At 62.1% G+C, this 21710-nt stretch carries 19 protein-coding genes; 11 read left to right on the forward strand and 8 right to left on the reverse strand.

Translation table 11 applies throughout. The features are described 5' to 3' along the window. Positions 1–55: 55 nt before the first annotated feature. The 3 genes from SLW74_RS08635 to SLW74_RS08645 all read left to right on the forward strand — a co-directional run bounded on the left by SLW74_RS08635 (position 56) and on the right by SLW74_RS08645 (position 3517). Complete coding sequence (locus SLW74_RS08635; RefSeq protein WP_410928633.1) at positions 56–1183, forward strand: acyltransferase family protein; 1128 nt, start codon at positions 56–58, stop codon at positions 1181–1183. A gap of 234 nt (positions 1184–1417) precedes the next feature. After that, complete coding sequence (katB, locus tag SLW74_RS08640; RefSeq protein ID WP_410928808.1) at positions 1418–2893, forward strand: catalase KatB; 1476 nt, start codon at positions 1418–1420, stop codon at positions 2891–2893. A gap of 69 nt (positions 2894–2962) precedes the next feature. Beyond that, entirely contained in the window at positions 2963–3517 is a 555-nt protein-coding gene (locus SLW74_RS08645; RefSeq protein ID WP_410928634.1) for an ankyrin repeat domain-containing protein, read from the forward strand. Positions 3518–3551: 34 nt separating this feature from the next. On the opposite strand, the gene SLW74_RS08650 is transcribed toward SLW74_RS08645, so the two are convergent. From SLW74_RS08650 to SLW74_RS08665, 4 genes are all read right to left on the reverse strand, one after another. Continuing rightward, positions 3552–3956 (reverse strand): META domain-containing protein, encoded by a 405-nt coding sequence (locus SLW74_RS08650; protein WP_296309909.1) that lies wholly within the window; start codon positions 3954–3956, stop codon positions 3552–3554. Continuing rightward, entirely contained in the window at positions 3953–4390 is a 438-nt protein-coding gene (locus SLW74_RS08655) for a hypothetical protein (protein ID WP_065992852.1), read from the reverse strand. The genes SLW74_RS08650 and SLW74_RS08655 overlap by 4 nt, the downstream gene beginning before the upstream one ends. A gap of 85 nt (positions 4391–4475) precedes the next feature. After that, on the reverse strand, positions 4476–5462 hold the full coding sequence (locus SLW74_RS08660) for a 2-hydroxyacid dehydrogenase (RefSeq protein WP_410928635.1): 987 nt from the start codon (positions 5460–5462) through the stop codon (positions 4476–4478). 156 nt (positions 5463–5618) lie between these two features. Continuing rightward, positions 5619–8372 carry a response regulator gene (locus SLW74_RS08665; protein ID WP_410928809.1) on the reverse strand — a complete coding sequence of 918 codons (2754 nt, stop codon included), beginning with the start codon at positions 8370–8372 and terminating at the stop codon, positions 5619–5621. 486 nt (positions 8373–8858) lie between these two features. On the opposite strand from SLW74_RS08665, the gene SLW74_RS08670 reads away from it, so the two are divergent. The 7 genes from SLW74_RS08670 to SLW74_RS08700 all read left to right on the forward strand — a co-directional run bounded on the left by SLW74_RS08670 (position 8859) and on the right by SLW74_RS08700 (position 17250). Then, the gene (locus SLW74_RS08670; protein ID WP_065992856.1) at positions 8859–9605 is read left to right on the forward strand and encodes a response regulator transcription factor; all 747 of its coding nucleotides are present in this window, start codon (positions 8859–8861) and stop codon (positions 9603–9605) included. Positions 9606–9613: 8 nt separating this feature from the next. Beyond that, positions 9614–11002: a sensor histidine kinase gene (locus tag SLW74_RS08675; protein ID WP_065992858.1), complete on the forward strand. Its 1389-nt coding sequence runs from the start codon at positions 9614–9616 to the stop codon at positions 11000–11002. An 82-nt stretch (positions 11003–11084) separates the two neighbouring features. Beyond that, positions 11085–11987, forward strand: coding sequence for a cysteine synthase CysM (gene cysM, locus SLW74_RS08680; RefSeq protein ID WP_296307243.1), 903 nt, complete (start codon positions 11085–11087; stop codon positions 11985–11987). Next, positions 11987–13342: a 23S rRNA (uracil(1939)-C(5))-methyltransferase RlmD gene (rlmD, locus tag SLW74_RS08685; protein WP_410928636.1), complete on the forward strand. Its 1356-nt coding sequence runs from the start codon at positions 11987–11989 to the stop codon at positions 13340–13342. The genes cysM and rlmD overlap by 1 nt, the downstream gene beginning before the upstream one ends. Positions 13343–13498: 156 nt before the next feature. Further along, on the forward strand, positions 13499–15742 hold the full coding sequence (relA, locus tag SLW74_RS08690) for a GTP diphosphokinase (protein ID WP_410928637.1): 2244 nt from the start codon (positions 13499–13501) through the stop codon (positions 15740–15742). A 105-nt stretch (positions 15743–15847) separates the two neighbouring features. Next, positions 15848–16681, forward strand: coding sequence for a nucleoside triphosphate pyrophosphohydrolase (gene mazG, locus SLW74_RS08695; RefSeq protein WP_410928638.1), 834 nt, complete (start codon positions 15848–15850; stop codon positions 16679–16681). A gap of 26 nt (positions 16682–16707) precedes the next feature. Beyond that, positions 16708–17250: a DUF2058 domain-containing protein gene (locus tag SLW74_RS08700; RefSeq protein ID WP_065992872.1), complete on the forward strand. Its 543-nt coding sequence runs from the start codon at positions 16708–16710 to the stop codon at positions 17248–17250. A 73-nt stretch (positions 17251–17323) separates the two neighbouring features. On the opposite strand, the gene SLW74_RS08705 is transcribed toward SLW74_RS08700, so the two are convergent. From SLW74_RS08705 to purM, 4 genes are all read right to left on the reverse strand, one after another. Then, positions 17324–17512, reverse strand: a complete 189-nt coding sequence (locus SLW74_RS08705) for a hypothetical protein (RefSeq protein WP_065992874.1) — start codon at positions 17510–17512, stop codon at positions 17324–17326. 295 nt (positions 17513–17807) lie between these two features. Continuing rightward, complete coding sequence (locus SLW74_RS08710) at positions 17808–18524, reverse strand: DUF3108 domain-containing protein (RefSeq protein ID WP_065992876.1); 717 nt, start codon at positions 18522–18524, stop codon at positions 17808–17810. A gap of 8 nt (positions 18525–18532) precedes the next feature. Further along, positions 18533–19183 carry a phosphoribosylglycinamide formyltransferase gene (purN, locus tag SLW74_RS08715; RefSeq protein WP_296307256.1) on the reverse strand — a complete coding sequence of 217 codons (651 nt, stop codon included), beginning with the start codon at positions 19181–19183 and terminating at the stop codon, positions 18533–18535. Between the two features lie 8 nt (positions 19184–19191). Continuing rightward, positions 19192–20250 (reverse strand): phosphoribosylformylglycinamidine cyclo-ligase, encoded by a 1059-nt coding sequence (gene purM, locus SLW74_RS08720; protein WP_192133858.1) that lies wholly within the window; start codon positions 20248–20250, stop codon positions 19192–19194. A 333-nt stretch (positions 20251–20583) separates the two neighbouring features. Between purM and SLW74_RS08725 the strand changes: the two genes are divergently transcribed. Continuing rightward, entirely contained in the window at positions 20584–21657 is a 1074-nt protein-coding gene (locus SLW74_RS08725) for a DUF2066 domain-containing protein (RefSeq protein WP_410928810.1), read from the forward strand. The last annotated feature ends 53 nt before the right edge of the window (positions 21658–21710 follow it).

Here is a 21710-nt window from a genome sequence, read left to right on the forward strand (position 1 = left end):
CCCCGACGGGTTGCTTTAGGCGCTTTCGAGCGATGGCAACTTATCGGGGGTTTACATGCAGGATGTGAAACGATTTCACGCGCTGGACAGCCTGCGGGGTATCTGCGCAATAGCGGTCGTCCTTTACCACACCCATCTTGTCGGCAGCATCACGGAGTGGGCCTTCTTCGCCAATGCCGACTTGTTCGTCGAGTTCTTCTTTGTTCTCAGCGGTTTCGTCATGGCGCACGCCTACGGCAGCAAGCGTCAACTGGACTTCAGTCACTTCCTGATTTCGCGCACCTTCCGCCTGTTGCCCCTGCACGTGTTCATGCTCGCGGTCTTCATTGGCCTGGAATTCCTCAAGTACGCCGCCTACAAGCGTGGCTTTTCCTTCAATCAAACGCCTTTTACCGGCATCTACGCGCCGTCGCAGATCCTGCCCAATCTTCTGCTGGTGCAAAGCTGGACGCACCTGACGGAAAACCTGTCATTCAACACCGCGTCCTGGAGCATCAGCATCGAGTACTGGACCTACATGTTGTTCGCCGCGACTGTGTTGATGGCTTCCACGCGGCGATACCTGCTGTGGGCCGTCATCGCTCTTTGCGGATTTGCGCTGCTTTACCGCCAGATCGATGTCCTGACCGTCTACGCGCAAAAAGGCGTGGGCTGTTTCTTTGCCGGGGCATTGGCCTACGCCTTTTTCACCCGCTCAAGACGCTGGATTGCCCCTGGCTTTGGGTTGTTCAGCGTGCTGGAAGCCCTGTCAGCGCTCGCCATCTGGTGGGTGCTGACCTCTGAGTTGTCGCAAAAGGTATTGGCAGCCAGCGCAGTATTCTGCGTGACCATCGTGGTGTTTGCCTTCGATGGCGGAGCGTTGTCCCGCGTGCTCAAGTATGAATTCTTCGCACGTCTGGGGCGGTTGTCCTACTCCATCTACTTGACCCATCTGGCCATACTGTTCTTTGTTATTTCGGCCTTTATGGTGGTGCAGAAAAAAACCGGCTTTGACGCTGCGCCGATGCTGGGTGAAATTCGCTATCTGGACACCGGGCATGCCTGGCTGAATAACCTGATGGTGTTGCTGATTCTGGCGGTGGTCGTGACGATTTCCAGCGCGACTTATCACTATGTCGAGCTCAGAGGGCAGGGGGTGGGCAAGCAGTTATTGCGGCGCAGGATGGCGATGCCCGTGGGCTAAGGCAGTGATTCCTGTCCCAGCCAAAACCGCAACCCATTCAGTGCCGAGCGGACCGACCAGGACCGTCAGCACGTCAACATTTTTTAATTTATCAAGGACATAGTCAGAACCAATTCAGGAATGGCGGGCTCGGACCGTAGGCTTCTACTCTCAGAACAACCAAAAACAGAGAGAGAGACCGAGATGTACTTACCCCGATCCCCTATCGCCGCCAGCCTGATTGGCGCGAGCCTGATGGTCAGTTCTGCAGCGTACGCAGACACCCTGACCCGCGACAATGGCGCCGCCGTTGGCGACAACCAGAACTCCCAAACCGCCGGCCCCAACGGCCCGGTCCTCCTGCAAGATGTGCAATTGCTGCAAAAACTCCAGCGCTTTGATCGTGAACGCATTCCGGAGCGGGTCGTGCACGCTCGCGGTACGGGCGTACATGGCGAATTCGTTGCCTCCGACGACGCCTCCGACCTGAGCAAAGCCAAGGTCTTCAGCAAGGGCGAGCACACCCCGGTGTTCGTACGGTTTTCAGCCGTTGTCCACGGCAACCACTCCCCTGAAACCCTGCGTGACCCCCGCGGCTTCGCCACCAAGTTCTACACCGCCGACGGCAATTGGGACCTGGTCGGTAACAACTTCCCGACGTTTTTCATCCGTGACGCGATCAAGTTCCCGGACATGGTCCACGCTTTCAAGCCTGACCCGCGCACCAACCTGGATGACGACTCCCGACGTTTCGACTTCTTCTCCCACGTCCCGGAAGCCACCCGCACGCTGACGTTGCTGTACTCCAACGAAGGCACACCCGCCAGCTATCGCACCATGGATGGCAACGGCGTGCACGCCTACAAACTGGTAAACGCCAAGGGCGAAGTCAACTATGTGAAGTTCCACTGGAAAAGCCTGCAAGGCCTGAAAAACCTCGATCCCAAGCAGGTCGCTGAAGTGCAGTCCAAGGACTACAGCCACCTGACCAACGATCTGGTTGCCGCCATCAACAAGGGCGACTTTCCGAAGTGGGACCTGTACGTCCAGGTGGTCAAGCCTGAGGACTTGGCGAAGTTTGACTTCGACCCGCTGGACGCCACCAAAATCTGGCCCAATATTCCCGAGCGCAAAATCGGCCAGATGGTCCTGAACAAGAATGTGGATAACTACTTCCAGGAAACCGAGCAGGTCGCCATGGCGCCCGCCAACGTTGTGCCGGGTATCGAGCCTTCGGAAGACCGCCTGCTGCAAGGCCGGGTATTTTCCTACGCTGACACCCAGCTCTATCGCGTGGGCACTAACGTGCTGAGCCTCCCGATCAACGCGCCACGGGTCAAGGTCAACAACGGCAATCAGGACGGCGCGCTCAATACCGGTCATACCACTACCGGCGTGAACTACGAGCCAAGCCGACTCAATCAGCGTCCAGCGGCTGAAGAGGCGCGCTACAGCCAACTGCCACTGACCGGCAGCACACAACAGGCCAAGACTCAGAAGGAACAAAACTTCAAACAGGCGGGCGATTTGTATCGTTCTTACAGCGAGAAGGACCGCAAGGACCTGATTCAGAGTTTTGGTGAATCCCTGGCGACCACCGACACCGAAAGCAAGAACATCATGCTGTCGTACCTCTACAAGGCCGATCCGGAATACGGCACCGGCGTGACCAAGGTTGCCAATGGCGACCTGGCCAAGGTCAAGCAGTTGGCCGCTGCACTGAAGGACTGACCGACCCCCTCGGCCCGTTGGCACAGCGGGCCGAGGCTTTTGAGGACATCACCTCTTGGAGGACAACACATGCGCAGAACCTTTTACGCGTTGTTGCTGTGTCTGACCGCGAGCGTGGTCCACGCCGGGCCGTCAGATACCGGCAGCACCGCCGACACCCAGACGCAACTGAAAGAGCTGTTTTTTCAAGCCGCCCGAGAGGGCCGACAAGACATGCTCAACGAATTCATCAATGCCAGATTCGACCTGAATGTTCAGGACGAAAAGGGCTACACCGCCCTGATTCTCGCCGCTTACCACGGCCAACAACCTGCCGTCACCCAACTGCTCAACGCTGGCGCTGATCCCTGCGCCAAAGACCTCAGGGGCAACACAGCGTTGATGGGGGCGATCTTCAAAGGTGAACTCAGCATTGCTCGGCAACTGGTCGCCGCTAATTGCGCGCCCGATCAACGCAATAACGCGGGGCAAACGGCGGCCATGTACGCGGCGCTGTTCCATCGCAAGGATGTGCTTGACGCACTGGCCGCCAAAGGCGCGGATCTCAATGCCACAGACGCCATGGGCAACCGGGTGCAAAACCTTGAGCGCGGCGAATTCCAGCCGTTACCGGCGACCAGATGATTCAGGCGAAGCGCGTCCCGTCGTCCGGATGCGATCAGTCCTCTTCCAGCCAAAACCGCAACGGTTTGCCCTGCGCCGGCCACAGCCGCAATTGCTCGATGGGCGACACATCCCACCTCTGCACCTTGCCCATCGCTTCAAGGAATCGGTGTTCCTGCTCCATCAGCGCCGGCGCGCACAGTTTGCGGGTACTGCCGACCGGGCCGAATGTGATGGCATCGCCCTGCAACTGGTATGACGCGAACCAGTGATTGCAGCCGGCATTGCCGTAGGCGCGGCCGTCGTTGCCGAGGGTCATGGTCAGGTGGCTGTTGTCGATCAACGGCCGTTCACCGATCCATTCCAGCACGTAACCATGGTCCTGCTTGAGGGCAGGTGATTCGGTGGCGCATCCCGCCAGCAGCGTGGCCGCCAGCAGTGTCAGCAGAAGCGGTTTCATGCGGCTTTCTTCGCGCAGGCAGGGCAGAGGTGGTTTTCGCCGACGACCTTCCAGCCCAGCTCCTCGATGCGCGCGGTGGCGGCAGGCTTGAGGGCTTTTTTGCCGTCCTTGCCGTCAACCATGAACTCGATGTCGCGCTCTTTGCCGCAGTCGTTGCAATTGACTTTCCACTGATGGATCGCCAGCTCGGTGAACGCCGGGCCGTTGGCGACGGCCACCCACTGACCGGTCGGATTGATCAGGTGGCGGACTTTTTCGACGTTCAGGCGCATGAACAGCTCTTTGCTGCCTTTGACGGTGACCAGCAGCACGTCGTCGGGCTTGATCGAGCCGCCGTTGCCGGTCACTTGATAGCGACCGACGGCCAGGCTGCGGCATTCGATCAGGGTGTGTTGCGGGGTGAGCATGCTGTAACGGAAATCGTGTTCGGCCATGGGGGTCTCCAAATAGGCGCGCATGCTAACACTTTAGAGGATGAATTCTCGTGGCCAACGACCCCGCGACCGGCAGCACGCATGCTTACTGCACCAGATTCTGCGGGCTGCCCGCCGCCCAGCCGGTGATGTTATCCAGCGTAGTCTGGGCGATCGCGCCGAGGGCCTCTTTGGTCAGAAACGCCTGATGGGCGGTGATCACCACGTTGGGAAATGTCAGCAGACGGGCCAGCACATCGTCCTGCAGTGGCAGATCCGAGCGGTCCTCGAAAAACAGCTGGGCTTCCTCTTCATAGACGTCCAGTCCGAGGTAGCCCAACTGGCCGCTCTTGAGGGCGTCGATCAGCGCCGGCGTGTTCACCAGCGCGCCGCGCCCGGTATTGATCAGCATCGCGCCGTGCTGCATGCGCGACAGCGAATCCGGGTTGATCAGGTGCCGGGTGTGCTCGTTGAGCGGGCAGTGCAGGCTGATGATCTGCGCTTCGGCGAGCAATTCGTCGAGGGGCAGATAGCGGGCGCCCAGTGCTTCGACCCGCGGGTTGGGGGACGGATCGTAGGCCAGCAATTGGCAGCCGAAGCCCGCCATGATCCGCGCGAACGTCGCCCCGATCTGGCCGGTGCCGACCACGCCGACGGTCTTGCCCACCAGATCGAAACCGGTCAGGCCGTGCAGGCTGAAATCGCCGTCGCGGGTGCGGTTGTAGGCGCGGTGCAGATGGCGGTTCAGCGAGAGGATCAATGCCACCGCATGTTCTGCGACGGCATGGGGCGAGTAGGCCGGAACCCGCACGACGCTGAGGCCCAGCCGCTTGGCGACGGCGAGATCAACGTGATTGAAACCGGCCGAGCGCAGGGCTATTAATCGGGTGCCGCCTGCGGCCAGTTGCTCCAGCACCGGTGCGCTCAGGTCATCGTTGATGAACGCGCAGACCACCTCGTACTGATCGGCCAGCGCCACCGTGTCCAGCGTCAACCGCGCGGGCTGGAAATGCAGCTCGATTTCCGGGGCGACCTGCGCGCCAAGAAAACTCTCGCGGTCGTAGGTCTGGCTGCTGTAAACAAGCGTGCGCATGGTTGCTCCTTAAATGGCCTGACGTATGGCTGTCGCAGCAAACAAAGGTCCTGTGGGAGTGAGCTTGCTCGCGAAGGCGTCCTGTCAACGCCCTTCATTTGACCTGACCCACCCCCCGCAGCCTATCCATCACAGAGCAAAAATCAGTGACCTGGATCAAGCCGTCACGCGCGCCTCGGTTTCCAGTCGGCTGATGGCCTTCTCCAGTTCATCCAGGGCCTTGTCGCTGTCCGCCGATTCCTGCTTCAGCAGGGTCTCGCTGCGCTGGCACGCCGCGCGCAATTGCGGGACGCCGCAGTAACGGGTGGCGCCGTGGAGGCGGTGGACGCGTTCGATCAGCGCGACGTTGTCCCTGGCCTCGCGTGCAGTGAGGATGGCCTCGCGGTCAGTGGCGAGGGAGGCCAGCAGCATCGCCAGCATGTCCGCCGCCAGATCGGCTTTGCCCGCCGCCAGCCGCAGCCCTTCTTCGTGATCGAGGACCTGCAGATTGATGCCGCCCTGAGCGATTTCGATCGGCCGCTCCGGCGCTTGATTGCGCAGCGCCAGCCCGGTCCACTTCAGCACCACCTGCGCCAGTTGACGCTCGCTGATCGGCTTGGTCAGGTAATCGTCCATGCCGCTCTGCAACAGCGCGCGCTTCTCGTTGGCCATGGCGTGGGCGGTCAGGGCGACAATAGGCAGCGACGTGGCCTGACGCTCGCTCTCCCAGCTGCGAATTTCTTCGGTGGCCTGACGCCCGTCCATGCCGGGCATCTGCACGTCCATCAGCACCAGATCGAAGGGTTCATCCTGCACCGCTTGCACCGCCGCATAACCACTGTCGACAGCCTTGACCTTGGCACCCATGTCTTCGAGCAAGGTCTGCACCAGCAACAGATTGGCCGGGTTGTCGTCGACGCAGAGAATGCGCGGCGGCCGGCTCGACAGCGGCTCCGGCACCTCGTTGCGCAACTGCTTGGGCTGGATCAGCTCCGACAGCGCGCGGCGCAATTTGCGCGTACACGCAGGTTTCGCCTGCAACTGGTTGTAGGCGTCGGGCACGGAAAACTGATACAGCGCCTGTTCGGTGGTCGGGCACAGCACCAGCACTTTGCAGTTGAGGTTTTCCAGGTCCCAGATCTGCTGGCGCAGGCGCTCGGGCGGCAGTTCGTGGGCGGTGACGCCGAGCACGGCCATGTCGATGGCGTGGGGCGTCTGGTGCACCACCGTCACGCCGTTGATGAGGTTTTCCAGATTGTTGAAGACCATCGGCTGCAGACCGCAGTCTTCCAGCTGATGCTCAAGCGCCTGACGCGACAGGTCGTGATGCTCCAGCACCGCCACTCGACGGCCCAGCAGCGGCGGGGCGGGCAGGTCTTCGAGGTCGTCGCGGGTTTTCGGCAGCGTCAGGCTGATCCAGAACTCCGAACCTTCCCCCGGCGTGCTCTCAACGCCGATCTCGCCGCCCATTTGCTCGACCAGCCGCTTGGAAATCACCAGCCCCAGCCCCGTGCCGCCGGAGTGCCGCGACAGGGAATTGTCCGCCTGGCTGAACGCTTGGAACAACGCGCACACGTCCTGGCTGGAGAGGCCGATGCCGGTGTCCTGCACGCTGATGCGCAACTGCACGGTGGTGTCGTGTTCCTCCTCCAGCATCGCCCGCGCAACGATGGTGCCCTCGCGGGTGAACTTGATCGCGTTGCTGACGAGGTTGGTCAGTATCTGCCGTAGCCGCAGCGGATCGCCCACCAGCGACAGTGGCGTGTCGCGATAGACCAGGCTCACCAGCTCCAGCTGTTTGGCGTGGGCGGCGGGGGCGAGGATGGTCAGGGTGTCCTGCAACAGGTCGCGCAAGTTGAAGGGGATCGCGTCGAGGACCAGCTTGCCGGCCTCGATCTTCGAGAAATCCAGAATCTCGTTGATGATGCTCAAGAGGTTGTCGGCGGATTTTTCGATGGTGCCCAGGTAATCGTACTGACGCGGGGTCAGTTCGCTTTTCTGCAACAGGTGGGTGAAGCCGAGGATGCCGTTGAGTGGCGTGCGGATTTCATGGCTCATATTCGCCAGAAACTCGGATTTGATCCGGCTGGCCTCCAGGGCTTCCTTGCGCGCGAGGTCCAGCTCGATGTTCTGGATCTCGATGGTTTCCAGGTTCTGGCGCACGTCTTCGGTGGCCTGCTCGATGCTGTGCTGCAATTCTTCCTGGGCGTTCTGCAACGTCGCCGCCATGCGGTTGATGCCCGACCCCAGTTCGTCCAGCTCGTAACTGCCCATGGGCGGCAATCGCGCTTCCAGATTACCGTCCTTGAGCTGGGCGACGACGTGTTTGATCTGGGTGATCGGGCCGTTGATGGTGCGGCTCATGCGCAGCGACAGAATGGCGGTCAGACCGAGACCGATGACAATCAGGATGAGGCTGGCGAACAGGCTGCGATAACCGCGCAGCAGGGTGCCGTTGTGGGACAGCTCCAGCTCGACCCAGCCGAGCAGGCGGTCGGCTTCGGCGGGAACCACATCGCCGGTCAGGTGGCGACTGCGCCCGAACACCGGCATCAGGTAGCGGGTCGCGTCGTTTTCCGAGCGCTGCAGCATGTGCGTGCTGTTACCGATGGGGGCCTGATTGATCATGCTGGGACCGGCGTGGGCCAGCATTCCCCGCTCGGCATTGAGGAACGACACCGCGCGCACGTCGGCCTGCTCCAGCACCTGGCCGGCGATGCGTTCGAGCATGGCCTGGTCACCGCTGGCCAGCGCGGCGGCAGACAGCGGCGCCAGCTCGTTGGCAATCATCTCGCCACGCTTGAGCAACTGGGTCTGCAACTCGGTGAGCTGCATCCAGGTGAAATACCCGCCCAGCAGCGCCGCCATCAGGCACGCCGGCAGCAGAGTCAGCAGCATGACGCGGCCTTTGATGCCCACTTTTCTCAGCACACTTCTTCTCCAACAACCCGGCATGAATTCAGGCAACCGCTGCGCCAGTGCAGCGTGTGGCGCTCGATCACTGCGCAGTGTAGTCATTTGCGCCTCGTGCACACAGTGCGCCGACGCGTGCCGACCTGATGGAACTGGACACTGCCCTAGTAGGACTGGCTTTAGCCGGGAAGGCATTGGAGGTCACACCGCGAAATTTGATGGTGCCCAAACCGGCCTCTTCCCGGCTGAAGCCAGTCCTACGGGAGCGCGGCGTGCACACTTGATGGAGCTGGACATATCCCTTGTAGGACTGGCTTTAGCCGGGAAGGCATTGGAGGTCACACCGCGAAATTTGACGGTGCCCAAACCGGCCTCTTCCCGGCTAAAGCCGGTCCTACCGAAGCACGTTGCTCCCATTGGAGAACGCATCGCCGGCAGGCCAGCATTGCCCCATGGCGCGCAATCTTGAATAATCCGCTGCTTGAGAATCAATCGCAGACGCCAATGACTCCCGCCAGCATTCACCGCCCCCACATACTCGCCATCGAGGACGATGTCGTGCTCGGTGCGTTCGTTCATGATCAGCTTGATCGCTGCGGGTTTCAGGTGACCTGGTGCCAGAACGGCGTCGAAGGGCTGGCCTGCGCGCAACGCGAACCGTTCGACGTGGTGGTGATGGACATCCTGCTGCCGGGCATGAACGGCCTCGACATCCTCACCCATCTGCGTCGCCGCCACAGCATGCCGATCATCCTCATGTCTGCCCTCGGCGCCGAGGCCGACCGCATCACCGGCTTCCAGAACGGCGCCGACGATTACCTGCCCAAACCCTTCAGCGTCGATGAACTGCGGGTGCGCATCGAGGCGATCCTGCGCCGGGTCGACCTGGAACGTCGCTTCCACGCCCTGACGGCGATCGAGCCCGAGCCCAGCGTCGAAAAAGCCGATGAAGACAGTTTGACCTTCGACGAAGCGCGCTGTGACGTCTTCTTCGCCGACGCCCCGGCGCAATTGACCGGCAGCGAATACCGTCTGCTGGAAACCCTGTGGCGCAATCCCGAAGACGTCCTCAGCAAAGCCTTCCTTTATCAGCACGTCTTGCAGCGCGGCTACTCGCGGCATGACCGCAGCCTGGACATGCACATCAGCCAGATTCGTCGCAAGCTCAAAGCCGTCGGCTATCAGGCGCGGCAGCTGCGCACGGTCTGGGGCAAAGGCTACGTGCTCACGGCGGCGGTGGCGGATGCCTGAGGTGTTGAATGCCTGAGTCACGCAAACGGCTGCCCGGCCGGCATTCGCTGTTCTGGAAACTGGCGGTCCTGCTGGTCGGCTTCTGCCTGCTGATGATCTGGCTCAGCTGGTATTGGGGCCGCTACATCGAGACCCGCAACGCCTATCTCAACGCCGAGGCCCATCAGGTGCTGAACGACTACGCGGCGCAGGCCGAACGGGCGTGGAGCAGGGGTGGCCAGCGCGGCGTCGACGAATGGCTGAAGCAGGTCCGTCAGCAGGAACCCGGCTGGGTCGGGGTCATCGGCAGCGATTTGCAATCACTCGGCAGCGCGCGGCTGACCCGCGAGCAGTTTCAACGCCTGACCTTCATGCGCGGCATCGACTGGCCGATGAGCACGCGGCAGAAAACCGTGCCCTGGCTGAAGATCCCGTTTCCCGGTAACCCGGACGCGGGCAGTCTGGTGATCGAACTGCCGGAGCGCTTCAAGCCGGGCCGTTATGCGCTGATCGGGCAGATCCTCACCAACGGGCTGATTCCCGCGCTGTTCACCCTGCTGTTGTGCGTCGGGCTGTATCGCCTGCTGATTCGTCCGCTCAATCAATTGCGCGAACAGGCCAACGCATGGCGCGCCGATCGGCTGACCAGCCGACTGTCGCCGCAAATGACCGAGCGCCGTGATGAACTGGGTGAGCTGAACCGCGCCTTCGACCACATGGCCGCGCGCCTGCACTCGACGGTGCAGGTTCAGCAGCAGTTATTGCGCGATCTTTCCCACGAACTGCGCACGCCCCTGAGTCGCCTGCGGGTGGCCTGCGACAGCGAGCAAAGCCTGCCCGAACTGCGCGAGCGCCTGAGCCGGGAGGTGGATGGCATGCGCCGGCTGGTGGACGACACCCTGCAACTCGCCTGGCTCGACACCGAGCGCGAAAAACTGCCCGACGAGGACATTCAGGTGGTGGCGCTGTGGGAGATGCTGGTGGATGACGCCTGTTTCGAAACCTGCTGGCCGTCCCGTCAGTTGCGCTGCGATCTGGACAGCGAGTGCTGGGTCAGTGGCCATCTCAACACCCTGGCCCAGGCGCTGGAAAACATTCTGCGCAATGCCATCCGCCACTCGCCGCCCGAGGGCATCGTGCGCCTGGACGGTCGGCGTGAGGGCGATGACTGGCTGTTGTGGCTGGAAGATCAAGGCGGCGGGATCGACGAGGGCGATCTCGAGCGGATCTTCGCGCCGTTCATCCGTCTGGACGGCGCCCGCCCCGGCGACGGTGGTTTCGGCCTGGGTCTGAGCATCGCGCGCAACTCGCTGCGCCTGCAGGGCGGGGACTTGTGGGCGGAGAACACCGGGCAGGGCTTGAGGATGATCATGCGTTTGCCGGCGCGGAACAATCCGCCTTATTCCATTCAGCGATAACCCCCTCACTTTGCGTGATATGGGCTGGCGGCGATTGCCGGTATGATAGGCGACCCCCGCACGTCTGGATCGCGAACACGCCATGACCCTGCAGTATCAAACCATCGCCGATTGCGTCGGCAACACCCCGCTGGTGCGTCTGCAACGCATGGCCGGGAACACCAGCAACACGTTGCTGCTCAAGCTAGAAGGCAATAACCCGGCCGGTTCCGTGAAGGACCGCCCGGCGCTGTCGATGATTACCCGCGCCGAACTGCGCGGGCAGATCCACCCCGGCGACACCCTGATCGAAGCCACCTCCGGCAACACCGGCATCGCCCTGGCCATGGCCGCGGCGATCAAGGGCTACCGCATGATTCTCATCATGCCCGACAATTCCAGCGCCGAGCGCAAGGCCGCCATGACCGCTTATGGCGCCGAGCTGATTCTGGTCAGCAAGGAAGAGGGCATGGAAGGCGCCCGTGACATGGCCGAGCGCATGCAGGCCGAAGGCCACGGCAAAGTGCTCGACCAGTTCGCCAACGGCGACAATCCCCAGGCGCACTACGTCGGCACCGGCCCGGAAATCTGGCGGCAGACCGGCGGCACCGTCACCCATTTCATCAGCTCCATGGGCACCACCGGCACCATCATGGGCACTTCGCGCTTCCTCAAGGAACAGAACCCGGACATCCAGATCGTCGGCCTCCAGCCTATGGATGGCGCGTCGATTCCGGGCATTCGCCGCTGGCCTCAGGAATACCTGCCGAGTATTTATCAGGCCGACCGCGTTGACCGGATTCTGGACATGGGCCAGGCCGAAGCCGAGGACGTCATGCGTCGTCTGGCGCGGGAAGAAGGTATTTTCTGCGGCGTGTCGTCGGGCGGCTCCGTCGCCGGGATGCTGCGGCTGTCGCAGGAAGTCGAAAACGCGGTGATGGTCGCGATCATTTGTGACCGCGGCGACCGTTACCTGTCGACCGGCGTCTACGATGCGCCCAACTGATGGCCAAGCGTGATGCAGGCCTGCGTTTCCAGCCCAGCGGCGGCACCCGGGCCCCGCAGGTCCCCACCGGTAAAAAACAACGCCTGACCATCGAGCGGCTGGCCAACGACGGTCGCGGCATTGCTTTCGTCGACGGCCGCACCTGGTTTGTCATGGGCAGTCTGGCCGGCGAAGAGGTCGAGGCCCGCGTGCTCAATGCCCACGGCAAAGTGGTCGAAGCCCGCACCGAGCGCGTGTTCCAGGCCAGTCCTGTGCGCCGGCCAGCCGCGTGCCCGCATTTTGGCCGTTGCGGCGGCTGCAGCACCCAGCACATGCCCCACGCCGAACAGCTCGCCCTGAAACAGAGCATGCTTGCCGAGCAATTGAGCCGCATCGCCGGGGTCGAGCCGCAGGAATGGGCCGCGCCCCTGACCGGCGATGAATACGCCTACCGCCGCCGCGCCCGCGTCGCCGTGCGCTGGGACGTCCGCGCCAAACGCCTGGACGTCGGATTCCGCGCCGCCGCGAGTCAGGACATCATCGCCATCGAACAATGCCCGGTGCTGGTACAGGCCTTGCAACCGATCATGACAGCGTTGGCGCCCATGCTCCGCCGTCTGAGCAAACCTCAGGCGCTGGGGCATGTCGAGCTGTTCAGCGGTTCGGCCAATGCCGTGCTGCTGCGGCACACTGCGCCGTTGCCTGAAAACGATCTGGCCATTCTCAAAGCATTTTGCGACACCCATGACGCGCAACTGTGGTTGCACGGCGAAGGCGAACCGCAACCGGTCGACCCTTCCGCGCAACTGGGCTACCGCCTGGAACCGTGGAATCTGTCCCTGGCCTATCGCCCTGGCGACTTCGTGCAGGTCAATGCTCAGGTCAACACCGCGATGATCGAACAGGCGCTGGCCTGGCTCGCGCCGGACAAGGACGAACGAGTGCTGGACTTGTTCTGCGGGCTTGGTAACTTCGCCCTACCGCTTGCGCAAATGACGCGCGACGTGGTGGCCGTGGAGGGCGTCGAGGCCATGGTTCAGCGGGCGACGGCCAATGCCGCCGTCAACGGTTTAAGTAACGTGACGTTTTATCAGGCCGATCTGTCGCAGCCACTGGACAAGGCGGCCTGGGTGGCGGAAGGTTTCGCCGCAGTGCTGCTCGATCCGCCGCGTGACGGGGCGTTCGAAGCGGTGGGCAAGCTCAAGTCGCTGGGCGCTCAACGCGTCCTTTATGTGTCGTGCAACCCGGCCACGCTGGCGCGCGACACGGTTGAATTGATCAAGCAGGGCTACCGTTTAAAACGTGCCGGAATCCTCGATATGTTCCCGCAGACAGCGCATGTCGAGGCGATGGCGTTATTTGAAGCGAGCAAGTGAGGCGGCGGCTCAGGAAATGCCGATGCCTTACACGGAGTCTCGTTTAATCCGACTGGCCCGCGCGTACACGACCTTGCATGGCCCGCAAGGCGCACGCGCTCAAGAAGGCCGGCGACTGATGGCGCATTTCATCGCGCCGTAGGGAAGGTAAGCAACATGGTACAGGTGAGACCCCACCAGCCGATCAACACAGACGGCAGTATCAACCTCGACGCGTGGCTGGATCACGTGGTCAGCGTCGACCTCGCAGTGGACCGACAGGCCCTTAAAGAGGCCTGTGAATTTGCCCGGCACGCCGAGCAACAGGACAACGCCGCCAAGAACCTCTGGGCGGAGGGCACGTCGAGTTTTCAGACGGGCCTGGAAATCGCTGAAATCCTGGCCGACCTCAAGCTCGACCAGGACTCACTCGTCGCCGCCGTGATTTACCGCGGCGTGCGCGAAGGCAAGATCTCGCTGCCCGACGTCAACCACCGCTTCGGCCCCACCGTCACCAAGCTCATCGACGGCGTGCTGCGCATGGCGGCCATCAGCGCCAGTCTCAGCCCGCGTCAATCGCTGGTGCTCGGCACCCAGGCCCAGGTCGAAAACCTGCGCAAGATGCTGGTGGCCATGGTCGACGACGTGCGCGTCGCGCTGATCAAGCTGGCCGAACGCACCTGCGCCATCCGTGCGGTGAAGAACACCGACGATGAAAAGCGCAACCGCGTCGCCCGGGAAGTCTTCGACATCTACGCACCCCTGGCCCACCGGCTGGGCATCGGTCACATCAAATGGGAGCTGGAGGACCTGTCCTTCCGCTACCTGGAGCCCGAGCAGTACAAGCAGATCGCCAAACTGCTGCACGAACGCCGCCTTGATCGCGAGCGCTTCATCACCGACGTCATGTCGCAGCTTGAGAACGAGCTGCTGGCCACCGGCGTCAAGGCCGACATCAGCGGCCGGGCCAAGCACATCTACTCGATCTGGCGAAAAATGCAGCGCAAAGGTCTGGAGTTCAGCCAGATCTACGACGTGCGCGCCGTTCGCGTGCTGGTGCCGGAGATGCGCGATTGCTACACCGCCCTCGGCATCGTCCACACCCTGTGGCGGCACATTCCCAAGGAATTCGACGACTACATCGCCAACCCCAAGGAAAACGGCTATCGCTCCCTGCACACGGCGGTGATCGGTCCGGAAGGCAAGGTGCTGGAAGTGCAGATCCGCACCCACGCCATGCACGAAGAAGCCGAGCTGGGGGTCTGCGCGCACTGGAAGTACAAAGGCACCGACGTCAAATCCGGTTCCAATCACTACGAAGAGAAAATCTCCTGGCTGCGTCAGGTCCTCGAGTGGCATGAGGAGCTGGGTGATATCGGCGGGCTGGCGGAACAGCTGCGCGTCGACATCGAGCCCGACCGCGTCTACGTGTTCACCCCGGACGGTCACGCGATCGACCTGCCCAAGGGCGCGACGCCACTGGACTTCGCCTACCGCGTGCACACCGAAATCGGCCACAACTGCCGTGGCGCCAAGATCAACGGCCGCATCGTCCCGCTGAACTACAGCCTGCAGACCGGCGAGCAGGTCGAGATCATCACCAGCAAGCACGGCACGCCGAGCCGCGACTGGCTGAACTCGAACCTGGGTTACATCACCACCTCCCGGGCGCGGGCGAAGATTGTGCACTGGTTCAAGCTGCAGGCGCGCGACCAGAACGTTGCCGCCGGCAAGGTGCTGCTGGAGCGCGAACTGGCGCGTCTGGCGCTGCCTCAGGTGGACTTCGACAAGCTGGCCGAGAAGGCCAACATGAAGATCGCCGACGACATGTTCGCCGCCCTCGGTGCCGGCGACCTGCGCATTGCTCAGTTGGTCAATCTGGCTCAGCAACTGGTCGAGCCGGAGCGGGGCAACGAGCAGCTGGAGCTGATTCCGCGCAAGGCCACGGGCTACAAACCGGGCAAGCGCGGGGACATTCAGATCCAGGGCGTCGGCAACCTGATGACCCAGATGGCCGGCTGCTGCCAGCCGCTGCCGGGCGATGCGATCGTCGGTTACATCACCCAGGGCCGCGGCGTGAGCATTCACCGTCAGGACTGCGCCTCGGTGCTGCAACTGGGCGGGCGCGAACCCGAGCGGATCATTCAGGTCAGCTGGGGCCCGGTGCCGGTGCTCACCTACCCGGTGGACATCATCATCCGAGCCTACGACCGGTCGGGCCTGCTGCGCGACGTTTCGCAGATCCTGCTCAACGAGCGCATCAACGTCCTGGCGGTCAACACCCGCTCGAACAAGGAAGACAACACCGCGCTGATGTCGCTGACCATCGAGATCCCGGGCCTGGACGCGCTGGGCCGGCTGCTGGGGCGCATCTCGCAACTGCCGAACATCATCGAAACGCGGCGAAACAGAACGCCGTGAGGCGTAGCTGCAAGCTACAAGCGGCAAGCCACAAGCTGCAAGCTGTACGCGCACGGCTTGAAGCTTGTGGCTTGCCGCTTGAAGCTGTGACCAAAGGGATCCCTCATGTATAGCCTCCAAGACCTGCTCACGCTCATGGCCCGTCTGCGCGATCCGCAATTCGGTTGTCCGTGGGACGTGAAGCAGCATTACGCGAGCATCGTGCCGCACACCCTCGAAGAAGCCTACGAAGTGGCCGACGCCATTGAGCGCGGCGATTTCGATGACCTGCGCGGTGAGCTGGGCGATCTGCTGTTTCAAGTGGTGTACTACTGCCAACTGGCGCGGGAAGAAGGGCGCTTCGAGTTCGATGGCGTGGTGGACGGTATCACCCGCAAACTGATTCGCCGTCATCCCCACGTGTTCCCGACCGGCGATCTGTACGCGCCGCTGGAAACCCCGCGTCTCAGCGAAGACCAGGTCAAGCACCGCTGGGAACAGATCAAAGCCGAGGAACGCGCCGAGAAGGCCAGTGCACCCGAGCAGCTGTCCCTGCTGGACGATGTGCCGGGCGTATTGCCGGCGCTGTCGCGGGCGGCGAAGCTGCAGAAGCGCGCGTCCCAGGTCGGGTTCGATTGGCCGGACGCCTTGCCGGTGGTCGATAACGTCCGTGAGGAGCTCGACGAAGTCCTCGAAGCCATGGCTGACAACGACAGCGCGGGGATCACCGAAGAAGTCGGCGATCTGCTGTTTGCCGCCGTCAATCTGGCCCGCCACCTCAAGGTTGATCCGGAAAATGCCCTGCGCGCCGCCAATGCCAAATTCGAGCGGCGCTTCAGATTTATCGAACAGGCCTTGCGCGACACCCGGCGCCCCATCGAAGATTGCAGCCTCGAAGAGATGGATGCGCTCTGGGGCGAAGCCAAGCGTCAGGAAAAGATCACGCCCAACTGCGGTTGAGTTGACTATTTAGAGAGAGAAGACAGATGGCGGGTATTTCCCTTCGTGACCAGTTGCTGAAAGCCGGACTGGTCAATGAAAAACAGGCGAAGCAGGCCAGCAAGAGCAAGCAGAAGGAGCAACGTCTGGTGCACAAGGGCCAGGCGGTGGCGGACGACACCAGCCAGCGCGCTGCCCAGGAAGCGATGGCCGAGAAAGCCAAACGTGACCAGGAATTGAATCGTCAGCAGCAGGAAAAAATCGAGCAGAAAGCCCGTGCGGCACAGGTCAAGCAACTGATCGAAGCCACGCGCCTGCCGAAGCTGACCACCGAGGACTACTACAACTTCGTCGATGACAAGAAGGTCAAGCGCCTGTCCGTCAACGCCCTGATGCGCAGCAAACTGAGCAACGGCTCGCTGGCCATCGTGCACCACGGCGGCAGCTACGAGGTGATCCCCCGCGAAGCCGCCCTCAAGGTGCAGGAGCGCGATCCGCGCCGTATCGTCATGCTCAGCGCGCCGACCGAAGAGCCGGATGGCGACGATCCGTACGCTGCGTATAAGATCCCGGATGACCTGATGTGGTAAGCGCCCGTCGCTCACTCAGCTAAAACAACAAAACCCGCCACGTGGCGGGTTTTGTTTTGCTGCGATTCCGAAATTACGAATGACTGGCCTCAAGCTTTGCTTCTTGCTCGGCAAGCTCTGCTGCGTAACGCTGTGCGTCCGATTCGTAATGAAACATCCCTACCAGCTGGTCTTGTTGGCGTACATCCCAGATCTGGATGCCATCGGCGATGCTTTCGTGGGAGATGTGGGCGTCGTCGCGTTCAGTAACAGTTACGGTCATAGTGCAAACTCCTGACTTTTGGAAATCTGCGGCAGGACGTCGCAGGCCTTCTTTATAGTTTTCGGCGGCCGACCAAGTAAACGCGCGCATCCGGCAACAGTTATTTACCAAATCCGTAACAGTGCGCTAAATGCTTGTATTTGAAGGGTGTGCGGCGTTTTGTCACACTCGGTTGAAGGCCATGAAGAATGTTTCATGTAGGCCCGAATCACTGATCGACGCCAAAAAAAAACCCGCCATGAAGGCGGGGTTTTTCGTATTACGCTCGATGCAGGGCGTGAATCAGCTGGCTGAATTAACTGCCCTTGACCGACTTACCGTTCACCGTGCCGTCCTGCAGCATGATGTTGTATTCCTTGCCGTCGGTTTCAACCTGTTGCAGGCGAACCAGCAGGTAGTCGTAGTCCTTGGCGAACCACATCACGGTGATGCGCTTGTTCTGCGTCGGGTCACGCACGCGTTCGACCTTGATGGCGTCGACCGAACCGACTTTGGTCTCGACCTTTTCAGTGCCGAGCACGCGGAAGTCATAGGTGTCGATTTCGTCACCGTCGACGACCTGGTACGACATGCTCTTTTTGCCCGCCGCTACGTCATGCTGCAGCGCGAGCTGGTAAGTGGACTTGTCGAGGACACCGGCATTCAGCGGGATTTTCACCGCGTCGCCACGGTCCGAACCGGTGATGAATTTGGTGGGCCAGTCGAATACCAGATCGACCGTTTTGCTCTTGCCCAGGCCGCCACGTTCGAAGTGGTAGGTCTGCGGCAGCAGTTGATCCTTGTCGACTTTGATCGTGCTGACTTCGGTCAGGCTGGCGATCATCATCGATGCCTTGAAATTCAGGGTCCAGGTGCCGTTGGCGTTCTTCTCGAGGCTGCGGGTGGCGCTGCCACCGCTCATGGGCAGCTGTTTCCAGTCAGCGGTGTAGCTGGCGGAAAAAGGTTGAAGGTCTGCCGCGTTGACTGCGGGAAGTGCGAACAGAGCGAAAGCGAAGAGCAAAGCGCGACGCATAATATCTCCTAATGTCGGATCAAGTGGCCGCTGGGCCCTAAGGGCTGGCCGTCCAGTGAGGCGCCGTGTTCGTCGAGGGTCAATCGTCCTTCGGCGAACCAGCGAATGGCCAGGGGATAAATCAAGTGTTCCTGGGCGTGTACCCTCTGTGCCAGCGTGGCGGGCGTGTCGTGCAACTCTACAGAAACAACTGCCTGTACGACCAGAGGCCCCCCATCGAGTTCCTCGGTGACAAAGTGCACGCTGCAGCCATGGTCGGCATCGCCGGCCTCCAGCACCCGTTGATGGGTGTGCAGGCCTTTATACCGCGGAAGCAGGGAAGGGTGAATGTTCAGCAGGCGGCCATGGTAGTGGCGGACGAACCCGGGCGTGAGGATGCGCATGAATCCGGCGAGCACCACCAGCGACGGCTGAAACGAATCGATGGCCTCGATCAGCGCCGCATCGAAGGCCTCGCGACCTTCGTAGCCGGTGTGATCGAGCACGCGGGTGTCGATTCCCGCACGGGCGGCCCGCTCAAGCCCGAAGGCATCGGCGCGGTTGGAAATCACCGCACGGATGCGCGCAGGGCTCGCGCTGTCCTGAAAGCTGTCGATCATTGCCTGCAGGTTACCGCCAGTGCCGGACAGCAGCACCACCACATCACAGGGTTGGGGCATGTCAGGCATTAATGAGCCTTGACGTTCTTCAGCTCGACTTGTGCAGCGCCTTCGGCAGCGGTGCCGATCTGGCCGATAACCCACGGCTGCTCACCGGCTTCACGCAGGGCATTCAGCGAGACTTCGACGTGTTCCTGGGCCACGCAGATGACCATGCCGACGCCGCAGTTCAGCACGCGGTGCATTTCATGCTCATCGACGTTGCCTTTTTCCTGCAGCCAGTCGAAGACCGCCGGACGGGTCCAGCTGGCCACGTCGACGATGGCCTGAGCGCCTTCTGGCAGCACGCGCGGGATGTTGTCCAGCAGGCCGCCACCGGTGATGTGGGCCATGGCTTTCACCGCGCCGGTGTCTTTGATCAGCTTGAGCAGCTGCTTGACGTAAATGCGGGTTGGCGCCATCAGCAGGTCGGTGAGCGGCTTGCCGTCGAGCTGGATGGTGTCGATATCGGCACCCGACACGTCGATGATCTTGCGGATCAGCGAGTAGCCGTTGGAGTGCGGACCGGAAGACGGCAGGGCGATCAGTGCGTCGCCGGCGGCCACCTTCGAGCCGTCGATGATGTCAGCTTTCTCCACGACACCGACGCAGAAGCCGGCCAGGTCGTAGTCTTCGCCTTCGTACATGCCGGGCATTTCAGCGGTCTCGCCGCCGACCAGCGAGCAACCAGCCAGTTCGCAGCCCGCGCCTATGCCGGTCACCACTTGAGCCGCGGTGTCGACGTTGAGTTTGCCGGTGGCGTAGTAGTCGAGGAAGAACAGCGGTTCAGCGCCGCAGACCACCAGATCGTTGACGCACATGGCGACCAGGTCGATGCCGATGGTGTCGTGTTTGTTCAGATTCAGTGCCAGGCGCAGCTTGGTGCCGACACCGTCGGTGCCGCTCACCAGAACAGGCTGCTTGTAGCCGGCCGGGATTTCGCACAGAGCGCCGAAGCCCCCGAGCCCGCCCATCACTTCCGGGCGCTTTGTGCGCTTGGCGACGCTCTTGATGCGTTCGACCAGCGCTTCACCGGCGTCGATGTCAACACCGGCGTCTTTGTAGCTCAGGGAGGGTTGCTTGCTCATGATCCAGGCCTTTAAGGGGGGGATTCGGGGTAACGACCGAGTGGCAACGACGCGGGGGCCGTGTCATCGCCGGTCTGCGAAGGCGCGCGATTTTATCAGGGTTGGGCGCAAGCGGCCATCCTTGGGCCGACGGGCAGGACAACGGTGAAGAAAAAATAACCCGGTTTATCCCGCCGCACCCGTTCGTCGACAGAGGGATCCGGTGTAACGTTGGCGCCTGAGTGAGCGATTCGGACGCGTCTGCGGTCAGAGTCGGGTCATTCGTCTTTATGCAGCTATTTATAGCGTTGCCTTTTTACCCAGCGGGAATCTTTCATGCGTCCACCTTCATTCATGCGCCTAAAAAACTGCCTGTTCGCAGGGTGCCTCTCATTGATGAGTCTGCCGGCGCTCGCCGAGACGGTGAACACTCTTTATCAGGTGCGCGAGCCCGTCAGCGGCCAGACCCCTGACGAGAAAACCCGCGCCACCCAGGCCGCGCTGGAAACCCTGGTCATCCGCTTGACCGGCGACCCCAAGGCCGTGCAGAACGGCGGCCTTGCCGACGTGCGCAAGGACCCTCAACAAATCATCAGCCAGTATGGTTATGACGCCGGCCCGCCGGAAACCCTCCAGGTCGACTTCGACCCGTCGAGCACCGAGCGCGTGCTGCGGCAGGCCGGGCTGTCGTTGTGGGGCTCCAACCGTCCGGTGATCATGGCCTGGTGGTTGAACGACGCGACTGACGGCGCCAACCTGGTCGGCGACGGCCAATCCTCTGCCGAGCCGTTGCGCCGCGCGGCTCAGCATCGCGGTCTGCCGCTGCGTCTGCCACTCGCGGACCTGGGCGAGCAGGGTATCGGCAACGCCAAGACCCTCGACGGCAACAACGTCGGCCCGCTCAAAGAGGCTTCCGAGCGCTACGGTTCGGATGCGATTCTGGCGGTTCACGCGCAGGAGAATGGCGGCCAGTGGCAGGGCAAATGGCACCTGTGGCTGGGCGACAAGATGGAGCAGGGCAGTGCCAGCGGCGCCAGCTCGGCGGAACTGGCCGACGCGGTGCTGTTGGCGGTGAGCCAGCGTCTGGCGCCACGCTTTGTGGTCAAACCGGGCGCTTCGACGGGCATGGTGCTGGACGTACAGGGCATGAATCTTGAGCGTTACGCGCAGCTGTTGCACCTGCTCGAACCCTTCGGTGGCCGTCTGAAATCAGCCGAGGGTGACCGTATCGCCTTCGATGTCAGCGGCAGCCCCGATCAGTTGCGTTCCCAGTTGGCGCTGGCGAAACTGCAGGAAGTGCCGGCCGGTGAAATCGCCAGTGCGCCGGACAGTTCTGCGGCCAATCCCGCGCCGGTTTCCGCGGACGGCACGCCAGCGGCACCGCAGCCGCCCGCTGTTTCCGACAGCGCATTGCACTTCCGTTGGTGAACAGGTTCATAACGACGTTGCACGAAGCACATCATCCTGGGGAAAGAGGCAGT

Origin of the sequence: Pseudomonas sp. W5-36 (genome assembly GCF_046540455.1) — a bacterium.
Lineage (GTDB): Bacteria > Pseudomonadota > Gammaproteobacteria > Pseudomonadales > Pseudomonadaceae > Aquipseudomonas > Aquipseudomonas graminis_B.

Coding starts and splice junctions, on each gene's coding strand:
- katB (WP_410928808.1), top strand. CDS start 1,418: ATGGTCAGTTCTGCAGCGTACGCAGACACCCTGACCCGCGACAATGGC.
- SLW74_RS08650 (WP_296309909.1), bottom strand. CDS start 3,956: ATGAAACCGCTTCTGCTGACACTGCTGGCGGCCACGCTGCTGGCGGGA.
- purN (WP_296307256.1), bottom strand. CDS start 19,183: ATGCCCCAACCCTGTGATGTGGTGGTGCTGCTGTCCGGCACTGGCGGT.
- purM (WP_192133858.1), bottom strand. CDS start 20,250: ATGAGCAAGCAACCCTCCCTGAGCTACAAAGACGCCGGTGTTGACATC.
- SLW74_RS08655 (WP_065992852.1), bottom strand. CDS start 4,390: ATGGCCGAACACGATTTCCGTTACAGCATGCTCACCCCGCAACACACC.
- SLW74_RS08710 (WP_065992876.1), bottom strand. CDS start 18,524: ATGCGTCGCGCTTTGCTCTTCGCTTTCGCTCTGTTCGCACTTCCCGCA.
- SLW74_RS08700 (WP_065992872.1), top strand. CDS start 16,708: ATGGCGGGTATTTCCCTTCGTGACCAGTTGCTGAAAGCCGGACTGGTC.
- SLW74_RS08725 (WP_410928810.1), top strand. CDS start 20,584: ATGCGCCTAAAAAACTGCCTGTTCGCAGGGTGCCTCTCATTGATGAGT.
- mazG (WP_410928638.1), top strand. CDS start 15,848: ATGTATAGCCTCCAAGACCTGCTCACGCTCATGGCCCGTCTGCGCGAT.
- SLW74_RS08670 (WP_065992856.1), top strand. CDS start 8,859: ATGACTCCCGCCAGCATTCACCGCCCCCACATACTCGCCATCGAGGAC.
- rlmD (WP_410928636.1), top strand. CDS start 11,987: ATGGCCAAGCGTGATGCAGGCCTGCGTTTCCAGCCCAGCGGCGGCACC.
- relA (WP_410928637.1), top strand. CDS start 13,499: ATGGTACAGGTGAGACCCCACCAGCCGATCAACACAGACGGCAGTATC.
- SLW74_RS08645 (WP_410928634.1), top strand. CDS start 2,963: ATGCGCAGAACCTTTTACGCGTTGTTGCTGTGTCTGACCGCGAGCGTG.
- SLW74_RS08635 (WP_410928633.1), top strand. CDS start 56: ATGCAGGATGTGAAACGATTTCACGCGCTGGACAGCCTGCGGGGTATC.
- SLW74_RS08705 (WP_065992874.1), bottom strand. CDS start 17,512: ATGACCGTAACTGTTACTGAACGCGACGACGCCCACATCTCCCACGAA.
- SLW74_RS08675 (WP_065992858.1), top strand. CDS start 9,614: ATGCCTGAGTCACGCAAACGGCTGCCCGGCCGGCATTCGCTGTTCTGG.
- cysM (WP_296307243.1), top strand. CDS start 11,085: ATGACCCTGCAGTATCAAACCATCGCCGATTGCGTCGGCAACACCCCG.
- SLW74_RS08660 (WP_410928635.1), bottom strand. CDS start 5,462: ATGCGCACGCTTGTTTACAGCAGCCAGACCTACGACCGCGAGAGTTTT.